The sequence below is a fragment of the Pseudomonas synxantha genome, from assembly GCF_900105675.1.
GTDB classification, from domain to species: domain Bacteria; phylum Pseudomonadota; class Gammaproteobacteria; order Pseudomonadales; family Pseudomonadaceae; genus Aquipseudomonas; species Aquipseudomonas synxantha.
On record NZ_LT629786.1, the window covers coordinates 4,294,182 to 4,307,505 of the forward strand.

General features: G+C 60.6%; 13 protein-coding genes. 3 read left to right on the top strand and 10 right to left on the bottom strand.

The window, feature by feature from the left end; genetic code table 11:
- Nucleotides 1–28: 28 nt before the first annotated feature.
- From tadA to lptF, 10 genes are all read right to left on the bottom strand, one after another.
- Nucleotides 29–526 (bottom strand): tRNA adenosine(34) deaminase TadA, encoded by a 498-nt coding sequence (gene tadA, locus BLU48_RS19940; RefSeq protein ID WP_057021450.1) that lies wholly within the window; start codon nt 524–526, stop codon nt 29–31.
- A complete protein-coding gene (locus tag BLU48_RS19945) occupies nt 526–1,908 on the bottom strand; it encodes a multicopper oxidase family protein (protein ID WP_057021451.1) in 1,383 nt (460 codons plus the stop codon). The genes tadA and BLU48_RS19945 overlap by 1 nt, the downstream gene beginning before the upstream one ends.
- 193 nt (nt 1,909–2,101) lie before the next feature.
- The gene (gene pdxJ / locus BLU48_RS19950) at nt 2,102–2,845 is read right to left on the bottom strand and encodes a pyridoxine 5'-phosphate synthase (protein WP_057021452.1); all 744 of its coding nucleotides are present in this window, start codon (nt 2,843–2,845) and stop codon (nt 2,102–2,104) included.
- A gap of 51 nt (nt 2,846–2,896) precedes the next feature.
- Entirely contained in the window at nt 2,897–3,586 is a 690-nt protein-coding gene (gene recO / locus BLU48_RS19955) for a DNA repair protein RecO (RefSeq protein WP_057021453.1), read from the bottom strand.
- Nucleotides 3,587–3,750: 164 nt separating this feature from the next.
- Complete coding sequence (gene era / locus BLU48_RS19960; RefSeq protein ID WP_029297473.1) at nt 3,751–4,653, bottom strand: GTPase Era; 903 nt, start codon at nt 4,651–4,653, stop codon at nt 3,751–3,753.
- Nucleotides 4,646–5,335, bottom strand: coding sequence for a ribonuclease III (gene rnc, locus BLU48_RS19965; RefSeq protein WP_003188856.1), 690 nt, complete (start codon nt 5,333–5,335; stop codon nt 4,646–4,648). Before rnc ends, era begins: the two co-directional genes overlap by 8 nt.
- 152 nt (nt 5,336–5,487) lie before the next feature.
- A complete protein-coding gene (lepB, locus tag BLU48_RS19970; protein WP_057021454.1) occupies nt 5,488–6,342 on the bottom strand; it encodes a signal peptidase I in 855 nt (284 codons plus the stop codon).
- Nucleotides 6,343–6,347: 5 nt separating this feature from the next.
- A complete protein-coding gene (gene lepA, locus BLU48_RS19975) occupies nt 6,348–8,147 on the bottom strand; it encodes a translation elongation factor 4 (protein ID WP_043048666.1) in 1,800 nt (599 codons plus the stop codon).
- A 151-nt stretch (nt 8,148–8,298) separates the two neighbouring features.
- A complete protein-coding gene (lptG, locus tag BLU48_RS19980) occupies nt 8,299–9,378 on the bottom strand; it encodes an LPS export ABC transporter permease LptG (protein WP_057021455.1) in 1,080 nt (359 codons plus the stop codon).
- Entirely contained in the window at nt 9,371–10,489 is a 1,119-nt protein-coding gene (lptF, locus tag BLU48_RS19985) for an LPS export ABC transporter permease LptF (protein ID WP_057021456.1), read from the bottom strand. The genes lptG and lptF overlap by 8 nt, the downstream gene beginning before the upstream one ends.
- Nucleotides 10,490–10,772: 283 nt before the next feature.
- Here lptF and BLU48_RS19990 point away from each other — a divergent pair, with 283 nt between their 5' ends.
- The 3 genes from BLU48_RS19990 (at nt 10,773) to BLU48_RS20000 (ending at nt 13,147) form a co-directional block, all read left to right on the top strand.
- The gene (locus BLU48_RS19990; protein WP_057021457.1) at nt 10,773–12,263 is read left to right on the top strand and encodes a leucyl aminopeptidase; all 1,491 of its coding nucleotides are present in this window, start codon (nt 10,773–10,775) and stop codon (nt 12,261–12,263) included.
- Between the two features lie 73 nt (nt 12,264–12,336).
- Entirely contained in the window at nt 12,337–12,765 is a 429-nt protein-coding gene (locus tag BLU48_RS19995; RefSeq protein WP_057021458.1) for a DNA polymerase III subunit chi, read from the top strand.
- A 7-nt stretch (nt 12,766–12,772) separates the two neighbouring features.
- A complete protein-coding gene (locus tag BLU48_RS20000) occupies nt 12,773–13,147 on the top strand; it encodes a hypothetical protein (protein WP_057021459.1) in 375 nt (124 codons plus the stop codon).
- Nucleotides 13,148–13,324 lie beyond the last annotated feature (177 nt).

The window sequence follows — 13,324 nt, forward strand, 5'->3', positions numbered from 1 at the left end:
CTCCCACATTTTTTGTTCTCAGTGTTCTTTAGAGTGGTGGTTTAGCTCGGCGGGCCTTGAAGAATTCGCTCAACACCGTGCCGCACTCCTCGGCCAGCACGCCGCCTTCAAACAGCACCTTATGGTTGAGAAAGCCCTGGGTAAAAAACTGCCCCTGACTCTGCACGATCCCGGCCTTGGGCTCCAGTGCGCCATACACCACCCTTGCGATGCGCGAATGCACGATCAACCCGGCGCACATGCTGCACGGCTCCAGGGTCACATACAGCGTACTGCCCACCAGGCGATAGTTATTGATCGCCTGGGCGGCAGCGCGGATCGCGACCATTTCGGCATGGGCACTGGGGTCGTTGCCACTGATCGGGCAGTTGAAGCCGCGCCCGATGATTTCACCGTCCTGCACCAGCACCGCACCTACCGGCACCTCGCCCAGCGCCGCGCCTTGGGCAGCGAGGGCCAAGGCTTCGCGCATGAAATCCTGATCGCGGCTGCGGTCGATAATTGCCGTGGGGCGAACCTGGCGCATCACACCACCTCGATGGCGGCCATCAGGCCGGTTTCCATATGGTCGATCACATGGCAATGGAACATCCACACCCCAGGGTTATCCGCCACTAACGCCACACGGGCGCGTTCGTTCTTGCCCAGCAGGTAGGTGTCGGTGAAATACGGGATCACCTTGTGGCGGTTCGAGGCGATCACCTTGAAGCTCATGCCGTGCAAGTGGATCGGGTGCTGGTACTGAGTCATGTTCTTCAATTCGAAGATGTAGCTCTTGCCCTTCTCAAGCTTGGCAATCGGGCGGTCGGCGCAGGTCTTGTCGGTGATGTCCCAGGCCTGGCCGTTGATCTGCCACAGGCTCGGCGGCTTGCCGTTGTCGACGTTGACCGACACCGAGCCGACCCATTCGAAATTGAAGTTGAGTTTCTCGGCATTGGCCAGGTCCGGCTCGGCAACCGGGTTGGACGGTAATGCCGGTGGCCACTGGGTGGGTGCGTCGGTATTAGCGACCGAACGAAAGGTGCCAAGACGCACGGGGCCGTTGCGGATCGACAATTCTTCACCCGCCGGCGGCGCCTTGATCGCCAGGCAGATACGCATGCCCGGGCCCAGCCAGTATTCCTTGCCCAACGGGCGCGGCTCGATGGGGTTGCCATCCAGCGCGTAGATCTGTGCTTCGACGCCGGGGATGTTAAGACGATAGGTCAGGGTGTTGTCGAGGTTGAGCAGGCGCACCCGGGTAATCTGCCCGGCAGGGAGATCGACGACTGCCTGGGACACTCCGTTGATTGTCGACAAGCGTCCCGCCGTACCGCCACGCGCTGCTTCACGGGGAATGCTGAAGGCGACGAAGGCGCCCTCTTCGTCCACATGCCAGCTTTTCAAGCTGAGGGTGCGCTCGTAGTTGAAACCGGTGGGCTCGCGCTCTTCGATGATCAGCGGGCCGACCAGGCCACGGCCGAGTTCTTCGCTGCTGTTTACATGGGGGTGATACCAGTAGCTGCCGGCGTCGGGCACACGGAATTGATAGTCGAAGTATTCGCCCGGCAATACCGGCAACTGCGAGACGTAGGGCACGCCGTCCATTTCCAGCGGCAGGCGGATGCCGTGCCAATGGATGGTGGTGGCAACCGGCAGGTGGTTGATGAAGCGTACCCGCAGCCATTCGCCTTGGCGCACGCGCAGCTCGGTGCCAGGCGCCGAAGGGCCGAATGCCCAGGCCTCGGTCTTGTGCCCTGGCACCAGCTCCACATCCAGCGGCGCGGCAATCAGTTGGTAATCGCTTCCTGCGTTGGCATCGGCAACCTTGCCCAGCCAGTAGCGGTAGGCGCCACCAGCCCCCACACCGACTACTGCCAGGCCGGCAAGGCCACCGAGGATCTGTCGACGGGAAAACGATTGGGACACAACAACCTCACGTATCTGCCGCAGGCACGGGGCCTGCAAAGGGCAGATACGATACACCCGCGGGCGCTAAACAGTAAGGGTTCGCATGTGGGAGGGGGCTTGCTCCCGATAGCGGTGTATCAGACAAAAACTTAGTGGCTGATACTTCGCTATCGGGGGCAAGCCCCCTCCCACCTTGGATCTTCATTGTTTTTTAGTGCTTGGCAGCCGCCAGGATCAGGGCCTTCATCTCGGCAACCGCACCTTTGAAACCAACGAACAACGCATGCGCCACCAGCGCATGACCAATGTTCAGCTCGTTGATGCCCTTGATCGCGGCCACCGCTTCTACGTTGTGATAGTGCAGACCATGGCCGGCATTGACGATCAGGCCTTCGTTGAGCCCGCAGTTCACGCCGTCGATGATGCGTTGCAGCTCATCAGCCACTTCGGTCGGGGTGGTGGCATCGGCGTAACGGCCGGTGTGCAGTTCGATGGCCGGGGCACCGACACGGCGCGAGGCTTGGATCTGGCGTTCGTCGGCGTCGATAAACAAGGACACTTCGCTGCCGATCTTCGACAGCCGCTCCACGGCGGCCTTGATCCGCGCTTCCTGGCCAGCGACATCGAGGCCGCCCTCGGTGGTCAGTTCCTGGCGGGTTTCCGGCACCAGGCAGATATGCGCCGGGCGGATGCGTTCGGCAAACGCCATCATTTCTTCGGTAACACCCATTTCGAAGTTCATGCGCGTTTGCAGCACGTCCTTGAGCAGCAGCACATCACGCTCCTGGATGTGGCGGCGATCTTCGCGCAAGTGCACGGTAATGCCGTCGGCCCCCGCTTCTTCGGCGTCCAGCGCGGCCTTGACCGGGTCAGGGTAACGGGTGCCCCGGGCCTGGCGCAGGGTGGCGACGTGATCGATGTTGACGCCAAGAAGAATGCGATTGCTGGTGGTCACGGAAGCGCTCCTGAAAAGGGAAAGAATCGGTGCACAGCATACACGGGGATGTCAGGGCTTTCGAAACAACTCGCGACTGACCAGCGGCCGCCCGCCCAGATGCACAGCCAGGGCCTGGCGCATCAAACGCTTGGCGGCGGACAAGGCACCCGGCGCAGTCCAATCCGCGTCACTCATGGCCAGCAGCTCGGAGCCCTGGAACAGGCCCGGTTGCAGCAGGTACACACGCTCCAAGCCGGCGTCCACTTGCAGGCGGTACATCCCATCGGCGGCGATGGGATCGCCGTGCAGGTCGTTACTCAGTTCGAAGCCGTAGCCAAGGTCGTCGAGCAAGCGCCATTCGAAGGCGCGCAGCAACGGCTCCAGGGGCCGGCCTTCGGCCAGGGCCAGCAACGTGGCGGCATAGTGATCGAAGACCGCCGGGTGCGGGTCTTCGGCGGGCAACAGGCGGATCAGCAGTTCATTGAGGTAAAGGCCACTGAACAGTGCATCCCCATTTAGCCAGGCGCTGGTGCCGACGCTTTCCAGGCGGCCGACGTTCTTCAGCTCGCCCTTGCCGCGAAACTCCACATCCAGGGCCACGAAGGGCCGCGCCAACGTCCCCGCCTTGCCTCGCGCACTGCGCAACACTGCACGCAGGCGGCCTTGGGGCGTGAGGAAATCCACCAGCGCGCTGGTCTCGCGATAGGCGCGGCTATGCAGGACGTAGGCGAGTTGGCTGGGAGGTGGGGACTGGGACATGGGTGCTCACTGCTGGCATGCATTTTTGAAAACGACACAAACCCAATGTGGGAGGGGGCTTGCCCCCGATTGCAGTGTGTCAGTCACTTAATGGTTAACTGACCCACCGCTATCGGGAGCAAGCCCCCTCCCACATTTTTCACCCCTGTGGTGCATTCGAGACCTTACAGGTCGCCATAGCCCAGGGAGCGCAATGCACGCTCGTCATCGGACCAGCCGCCCTTCACCTTCACCCACAGGTTAAGCATGATCTTGGAGTCGAACAGCAATTCCATATCCTTGCGCGCTTCGGTGCCGATGCGCTTGATGCGCTCGCCCTTGTCGCCAATGATGATTTTCTTCTGTCCGTCACGTTCAACAAGGATCAGCGCATGGATATGCAGAGTCTTGCCCTGCTGCTTGAACTCTTCGATTTCCACGGTGATCTGGTACGGCAGCTCGGCGCCCATCTGGCGCATGATTTTCTCGCGCACCAGTTCGGCGGCGAGGAAGCGGCTGCTGCGGTCGGTGATCTGGTCTTCCGGGAAGAAGTGCTCGTTCTCCGGCAGGTAACCGGCGATCACACGCTCCAGGGCTTCGAGGTTGTGGCCGTGCTGGGCCGAGATCGGCATGATCTGGGCGTTCGGCAGTTGTTCCTGCAGCCAGCTCAGGTGCGGCATCAGTTCGGCTTTGTCTTCGATGCGATCGGTCTTGTTCAACGCGACGATCAACGGGCCGGTGACGTACTGCACGCGCTCGAGGACCATCTGGTCTTCGTCGGTCCACTTGGTGCGGTCGACCACGAAGATCACCACGTCGACGTCTTTCAACGCCGCCGAAGCGGTCTTGTTCATGTAGCGGTTCAGGGCTTTCTCGCCGCCTTTGTGCATGCCCGGGGTATCGACGTAGACCGCTTGCACGTTGCCTTCGGTCTTGATGCCCAGCATGTTGTGGCGGGTGGTCTGGGGCTTTCGCGAGGTGATCGCGAGCTTCTGGCCGAGGATGTGGTTGAGCAGCGTGGACTTGCCCACGTTCGGGCGGCCGACGATGGCAACATAGCCACAGCGTGTTGCGGTTGAATCAGTCATGGCCATTCTCCACGCCCAGGGCAATCAGTGCTGCAGCGGCCGCTACCTGTTCGGCAATACGACGGCTCACACCCTGACCTCGGCTTTTTTCGTTCAATAAGGTGATTTCACATTCCACGAAGAACACGCGGCAATGAGGCTCACCCTGGATATCCACCACTTCGTAGCGTGGCAGTTCGCAACCGCGGGACTGCAGGTATTCCTGCAGGCGGGTCTTGGGATCTTTGTTGGTGTCGACCAGTGTCAGGCTTTCGATTTCCGAAGCCAGCCAGGCAACCACGCGCTCCTTGGCCGTCTCCATTCCTGCATCGAGGTAGATCGCACCGATCAATGCTTCCAGGGCATCGGCCAGAATCGACTCGCGACGGAAACCGCCGCTTTTCAACTCACCGGACCCTAGCCGCAGGTACTCGCCCAGGCCGAAACCTCGGGCCAGCACGGCCAGGGTCTCGCCTTTCACAAGGCGAGCCCGCAGGCGCGAAAGCTGGCCTTCGCGCGCTTGCGGAAAACGCTCGAACAGCGCCTCACCAGCGGCGAAATTGAGGATGGCATCACCGAGGAATTCCAGGCGCTCGTTATTGCGCCCTGCAAAGCTGCGGTGTGTGAGGGCAAGGACCATCAATTCCTGGTCCTTGAAGGTATAGCCGAGCTGGCGCTCGAGACGGCTTAGAGAAACGGTCACGGTTTATCCATATCTAGTTGGTGGCACCGGCGGCCATCGAGGATTGACGCAATGTTCAAATTCACATCCTGATTGGTGCTGCATGAGGCCGGACGGTTAATTGTCCAAGCCCCAGAAAAGCATTCGGCGCTGTGTTCACAGCGCCGCCTGTATTACTTGATCAGCCCGACCCGCGAGAAGTTCGGCAGGTGGCTGAGCTTGGGTTCCGGCCAACTCATCCAGACCGCGAAGGCTTTGCCGACGATATTCTCGTCGGGCACCATGCCCAGCAGGTCCTTGGGAATACTGGGGTCATCCCAGTAACGGCTGTCGTTGGAGTTGTCGCGATTGTCGCCCATCATGAAATAGTGCCCGGCAGGCACTTTCCACTCACCATCAGGCATCGCACGGTAGCGGCTCATTTCCTTGCGGATTTCGTGTTCCACCGCACCGAGTTTTTCCTGGTACAGCTCGGCGCTGCCCAGGGTGTTGGGCTCGGCGCCCAGCAGCTTCTCGGCCACCGGCTCACCGTTGATCAACAGGCGCTTGTCGCTGGTGTAGCGCACCACATCGCCCGGCAGGCCGACGACACGCTTGATGTAGTTGACGTTCGGGTCGCTTGGGTAGCGGAACACCATCACATCGCCGCGCTGCGGGTCACCGACCGGGATGACTTTCTTGTCGATCACCGGCAGGCGAATTCCGTAGGAAAACTTGTTCACCAGGATGAAGTCGCCCACGTCCAGGGTCGGTTTCATCGACCCCGAAGGGATCTGGAACGGCTCTACCAGAAACGAGCGCAGCACCAGCACGATGAACAACACCGGGAAGAACGATTTGCCGTATTCAACCAGCAAGGGCTCTTTGTTGAGCTTCTCGACCACCACCGCATCGGGCTGGCTGACGCTGCCCTGATAGGAAGCGATGGCTGCCCGCCGACGCGGGGCGAAGAACACCAGATCGAGCAACGCCAGGAAACCACAGACGGCAACGGCGATGACCAGCAACAGCGGGAAATTTAGTGACATAGGACCTAACTATCCAACCTGAGCACCGCAAGGAAGGCTTCTTGTGGAATTTCCACGTTGCCCACTTGCTTCATGCGTTTTTTACCGGCCTTTTGCTTCTCAAGCAGCTTGCGCTTACGGCTTACGTCACCGCCGTAGCATTTGGCCAGTACGTTCTTTCTGAGAGCCTTGACGGAGGTCCGCGCAATGATCTGCCCGCCAATGGCGGCCTGGATCGCGACGTCGAACATCTGGCGCGGAATCAGTTCTTTCATCTTCTCGGTCAACTGGCGACCTTTGTAGTGCGCGTTGTCCTTGTGCACGATCAGTGCCAGGGCATCGACCTTGTCGCCGTTGATCAACACATCCAGTTTCACCAGATTAGCCGATTGGTAACGGTCGAAATGGTAATCCAGCGAAGCATAGCCGCGACTGGTGGATTTGAGTCGGTCGAAGAAGTCCAGGACCACTTCGTTCATCGGCAAGTCGTAGGTCACTTGCACCTGGGTACCGAGGAACAGCATGTCGTGCTGTACGCCACGCTTTTCGATACACAAGGTAATCACGTTGCCCAGGTGTTCCTGTGGCACAAGGATATTGGCGCGCACGATCGGTTCGCGCATGTCTTCGATGGAAGACAGGTCTGGAAGCTTGGACGGGTTATCGACGTAAATCGTTTCACCGGTTTTCAGCGCCAGCTCAAAAATAACGGTCGGTGCCGTGGTGATCAGGTCCAGGTCGTATTCGCGCTCCAGGCGCTCCTGGATGATCTCCATATGCAGCATGCCCAGGAACCCGCAGCGGAAGCCGAAGCCCAGGGCATCGGAGCTTTCCGGGGTGTACTGCAGCGACGAGTCGTTGAGCGTCAGCTTCTGCAAGGCTTCACGGAAGTCTTCGAAGTCGTCGGAGCTGACCGGGAACAGGCCGGCGTAGACCTGCGGCTGGATACGCTTGAAGCCCGGCAGCATGGCGACGTCGGGGGTAGAGCTCAAAGTCAGGGTGTCACCTACCGGCGCACCGTGGATGTCCTTGATACCCGCGATGATGAAGCCTACTTCACCGGCTTTCAGATCAGTGGTGGCGGTGTGCTTGGGGTTGAATACACCGACGCTGTCCACCAGGTGGATCTTGCCGGTGGACTTGACCAGGATCTTGTCGCCCTTCTTTACACGGCCATGGCGCACGCGTACCAGGGAGACAACCCCCAGGTAGTTGTCGAACCAGGAATCGATAATCAACGCTTGCAGCGGATCTTCGTAGTTGCCGGTTGGCGCAGGAATGGTCTTGACCAGGCGCTCGAGCACTTCGTCGACGCCCAGGCCGGTCTTGGCGCTGCACTCGACGGCGTCGGTGGCGTCAATGCCGATGATTTTCTCGATTTCTTCCTTGACGCGATCAGGGTCTGCTTGAGGCAGGTCGATCTTGTTCAGCACCGGCATGACCTCCAGGCCCTGCTCGATGGCGGTGTAGCAGTTAGCCACGGACTGGGCTTCAACGCCCTGGCCCGCGTCCACTACCAGCAATGCGCCTTCGCAGGCTGCCAGGGAGCGGCTGACTTCATAGGTAAAGTCGACGTGGCCTGGGGTGTCAATGAAATTCAGCTGGTACTTGATACCGTCTTTGGCGGTGTAGTACAGCGTCACGCTGTGGGCCTTGATGGTGATCCCGCGCTCGCGCTCAAGATCCATGGAGTCCAGGACCTGGGCTTCCATTTCACGCTCGGCAAGGCCGCCGCACATCTGGATAAACCGATCGGCCAGCGTCGACTTGCCATGGTCAATGTGGGCGATGATGGAGAAATTGCGGATATGACTCAAATCACTCACGGATCAACACTCAAAAAGGCTGCAGGCAGATTGCCCGCTGAAAAATAGCCGGGAATTGTACCTGATGCTCAGGCCAGGCGTCATCTTTGGTGACCAGAACAAAAATGCCCCACTCATGGGAGCGGGGCATTTTTTGTGCATAAGCGCGACGTCAACCGGCCCGGCGCAGCAGCCAGAACCCGGCCACGGTACAGATGGCCGTCGGCACCAGCACCGCAAACAGCGGCGAGAAACCGAACACCAGGCTCGAGGGCCCGAGCAAATCCTGGGCGATGCGGAAGGTAAAGCCCACCAGCACGCCGGTGAATACGCGCTGGCCCAGGGTTACGGAGCGCAACGGCCCGAAGATAAAGGAGATCGCCATCAACACCAGCGCGGCGGTAACCACCGGCTGCAGTACCTTGACCCAGAACGCCAGCCAGTAGCGGCCATTGTTCAGGCCCTGGTCCTTGAGGTAATGGATATAGCTCCACAAACCGGAGATCGGCAGGGCTTCCGGAACCATGACTACCGTATTGAGCAATTCCGGCTTAAGGGCGATATCCCATTGCTCGGTCGGCACGTTGATCACTTCGGTGCTGGATTTGGTGCCCTGGCCCACATTACGGAAGTAGGTGGTGGTGACATCAGTCAGTTGCCACTGCTCGGCACTGTACTGCGCACGCTTGGCAAAGCTGGAGGACAGCATGTGCCGTTCTTTATCGAACGTGTAGCGGGTCACTCCGATCAACAGGCCGCCTGGCTGCACGGCGTTGATATGGATGAACTCATCACCCTGGCGGTGCCACAGGCCGTGCTTGGCGCTTTGCGCATCGCCAGACCCTTGGGCCAGGGCGCGATTGGCCTGGGCGGTGGCTTCCGCCGGGGGCGCGATGTATTCGCCGATCAGCACGCTGCACGCCATCAGCAGCAGCATCGGCTTCATTACCGCCCAGACGATACGGCCAATGGAAACGCCGGCGGCGCGCATGATGGTCAGTTCGCTGTTGCTGGCCAGGGTACCCAGGCCGATCAGGCAACCGATCAGCGCTGCCATCGGCATCATGTCGTAGAGACGACGCGGCGCAGTCAGTGCCACATAGCTCAGTACATCCGAGACCGTATAGGTGTCGGTGACGTTGCCCACTTCATCAATGAAGGCGAACAGCAAAGCCAGGCCGAGGATGATGCCCAATACCGCCAGGATGGCGATCAGTACGCTGCTACCAATGTAGCGATCAAGCTTAGCCACGAGCCAACTCCTTCAGGCCACGACGGCTCTTCATTTTCAAACGGATAGGTTCCCAGTAGAGCAGCCCCAGGCCGATCACCAGGAAAATCCCATGCACCCACCACAGGCCCAGCACCGGCGGCACCTTGCCTTTCTCCAGGGAACCACGAGCGGAAATCAGGATAGTCAGATAGGCCATGTACAGCAGGATCGCCGGCAGCAGCTTAAGGAAACGCCCCTGGCGCGGGTTGACGCGCGACAGCGGCACGGCCATCAGGGTCACGATAAACACCAGCAGCGGCAGGGAGATGCGCCATTGCAGCTCGGCGATGGAGCGCAGCTCCTGGCTGCCGATCAGCGATGAGGTCGGCAGCGCGTCGCGGTCGGTGACCTCGTCGCTGATCTCGGGCTTGGGCAGCATGACGCCGTAGGTGTCGTACTTGATCGCCCGATAGTCCGCCAGACCGGGGCTGCCGTCGTAGCGATAGCCATTTTCCAGGATCAGGTAGCGGTTGCCGTCGGGGCGCACTTCCTGGCGCCCGCTGTCGGCCACCAGAATCGAAATGCCACGGTCCTTCTGGTTCTGGCCGAGGTTTTTCTGGGAGATGAACACACCGCCGAGGTTGGAACGGTCATCGGTCATGGTTTCGGTATAGGTCACCCGCGTGCCATCGTTGAGCGCCTGGAAGCGGCCGGGCTCGAGGGTGTCGAATTCGGTCATCGCATCCTGTTTGTTCAGCAGCAGCTGGAACTGCATGGCGCCCTGGGGCGCCAGGCTCATGCTCAACCAGGCTACCACCAGGGCAACGCCGGCGGCCGGCACCATGGTCATGGCCAGCAGGCGCTGCTGGCTCATGCCGGTGGCCGACAGCACGGTCATTTCACTCTCGAGGTACAGCCGGCCATAGGCCAGCAGTATGCCGAGAAACAGCCCGAGCGGCAGGATCAGCTGCAGCATGCCGGGCATCCGGTAGCCCATGATCAGGAACAGTGAACCTGGATCCAGGGCGCCAGCGGCGGCCTGGGCCAGGAACTTGACGAAACGACCACTCATGATGATGACCAGCAACACCGCACTCACGGCACTCAGGGTCAACAGGACTTCGCGGGACAGATAACGGAAGACGATCAAACCAGACACTCCAGGGTTGTCAGGCTAAGGCGGCCAAACAAGCAAGCATACCGAGTCAGCCCGTTTGCGCGGGCCGGCTAAAAAGATGGGGCATTATCCTGTGATTGTTCGCGCCTGTCACTGCGCAACCTCACGCGCACGCACAAAGCGTGCGCCAAGGGTTGTCAGGCTCCGCCGGCGAGGTTCAAACTGCGGCCTTTGTCGCGGGCGGCTTACAACGCCGCCAAGCTTTAAAGCCTGGGTACAAACGCCAGGCTCACCGACCTTTATAAGGGACCCGAAAATGGAACTGGTTGTAAAAAGCGTTAGCCCCGAAACGTTGAAAACCGCCACCCTCGTGGTCGCTGTCGGCGAAGGCCGCAAACTCGGCGTCGCCGCCAAGCAACTGGACGAACTGAGCGGCGGCGCGATCAGCGCGGTGCTCAAGCGCGGCGACCTGGCCGGCAAGGTCGGCCAGAGCCTGCTGTTGCAGAGTCTGCCGAACCTCAAGGCTGATCGCGTTTTGCTGGTGGGCGTGGGCAAGGACGCCGAATTGGGCGACCGTCCATTCCGCAAGATCGTCAGCGGCATCCTCAGCACCCTCAAGGGCCTGGGCGGCACCGATGCGGTACTGGCACTCGATGAAATCATCGTCAAGGGCCGTGACAGCTACGGCAAGACCCGCCTGCTGGCCGAAAGCCTGGTGGACGGCGGCTATACCTTCGACCAGTTCAAGAGCCAGAAGGCCGAACCTCGCGCCCTGAAGAAGATCACCCTGTTGACCATCAAGGCCGCCCAGGCTGAAGTCGAGCGTGCCGTGACCCACGCCCAGGCGATTGCCAAGGGCATGTCGTTCACCCGCGACCTGGGCAACCTGCCGCCGAACATTTGCCACCCGACTTTCCTCGGCGAACAGGCCAAGGCGCTGGGCAAGGAGTTCAAGGGCCTGAAAATCGAAGTGCTCGACGAGAAGAAGATCAAGGAACTGGGCATGGGCTCGTTCTATGCCGTGGGCCAGGGCAGCGACCAGCCGCCACGCCTGATCGTGATGCAATATAACGGCGCCAAGAAGTCCGAGAAGCCCTACGCCCTGGTGGGTAAAGGCATTACTTTCGACACCGGCGGCATCAGCCTCAAGCCGGGCGCCGGCATGGACGAGATGAAGTACGACATGGGCGGCGCCGCCAGCGTGTTCGGCACCCTGCGCGCGGTGCTGGAACTCAAGCTGCCGGTCAACCTGGTGTGCATCCTGGCGTGTGCCGAGAACATGCCGAGCGGCGGCGCTGCCCGCCCAGGCGATATCGTCACGACCATGAGCGGCCAGACCGTGGAAATCCTCAACACCGACGCCGAAGGCCGTCTGGTGCTGTGCGATGCCCTGACCTATGCCGAACGCTTCAAGCCACAAGCCGTGATCGACATCGCTACCCTGACCGGCGCCTGTATCGTTGCCTTGGGCTCCCACACCTCGGGCCTGCTGGGCAACAACGACGAACTGATCGAGCAACTGCTCAGCGCAGGCAAGGCCGCCGATGACCGTGCCTGGCAACTGCCGCTGTTCGATGAGTACCAGGAACAGCTGGACAGCCCGTTCGCCGACATCGCCAACATTGGTGGCCCGAAAGCCGGCACCATCACGGCGGCCTGCTTCCTGTCGCGTTTTGCCAAGAACTTCAACTGGGCGCACCTGGACATCGCTGGCACGGCCTGGACCAGCGGCGGCAAGGACAAGGGCGCCACTGGTCGTCCAGTACCGCTGCTGACCCAGTACCTGCTGGATCGCGCCAAAGCCTAAGCGCCACCGGCCCTTCTGTAGGAGCGAGCAAGCTCGCTCCTCCAGGACTGGCGGGCCAGCACCAGGAACTGCAATGACCCAAGTCGACTTCTATATATTGCCCAGCGCCGATCCCCTTGCACGCCTGGACTTTGCCTGCAAACTCACCGAAAAAGCCTGGCGCATGGGCCACCGCATCTATCTGCATTGCAGCGATGCCGCCCAACGTGACGAACTGGACGCCCGACTCTGGCGCTTCAAGGGCGAAAGCTTCGTGCCCCATGGCCCCGCCGAATCCGAACCTGAAAGCCTGGTCGTCCTGGGTTTGGGCGACAGTTGCGGCAATCACCAGGACCTGCTGGTCAACCTCGACCTGAAAGTACCGGCCTTTGCCAAGGCGTTTGCCCGCGTGGCGGAAGTGGTGGTGGAAGACCCGGCTATTCGTCAGGCCGCGCGGGAGAGTTTCCGTTTCTATCGCGAACAGGGCTATTCTCTGCAAGATCACCGGCTACAACGACTTTGAGCAAACGATGGACACTCCCAACCCGCTGAAAAAAGACGACCACCTGCTGGACGACCTCGAGTCTATCCGCCAGTTGCTGGGTGATGACAACCTGCAGCCGCCGCTGCTGACCGACACGGTCGATGGCGAGGTACAGATTCCGCTGCTGTTCGACATGGTCAGCGGCAAGCCTGCCGCGCCGGAACCTGTGACTGCAGACCCCGCTCCCACCGTAGAAAAAGCCCCCGATGCCCTGCTGCTGCACCTGGACAACGAACTGCGCGCCGCCGCCCAATTGATCATGCAAGACGTGATCGACGATTTTGCGCCGCATATCGAAACCGAGATCAAGCGGCGGATGGATGCGCGCATGGAACGGTTGCTCAGCCAGTACCAGTCCTGAACCACACTGATATTTCCTGTGGGAGGGGGCTTGCTCCCGATAGCGGTGTATCAGCCGATGATTCGGTGGTTGACACTCAGCAATCGGGAGCAAGCCCCCTCCCACATTAGTTTTGCATCAGCCTTAAGTCCGTCTTCAACTCGCCCTCTTCGTCCTGCCCCGTTATACTTGCCGGCT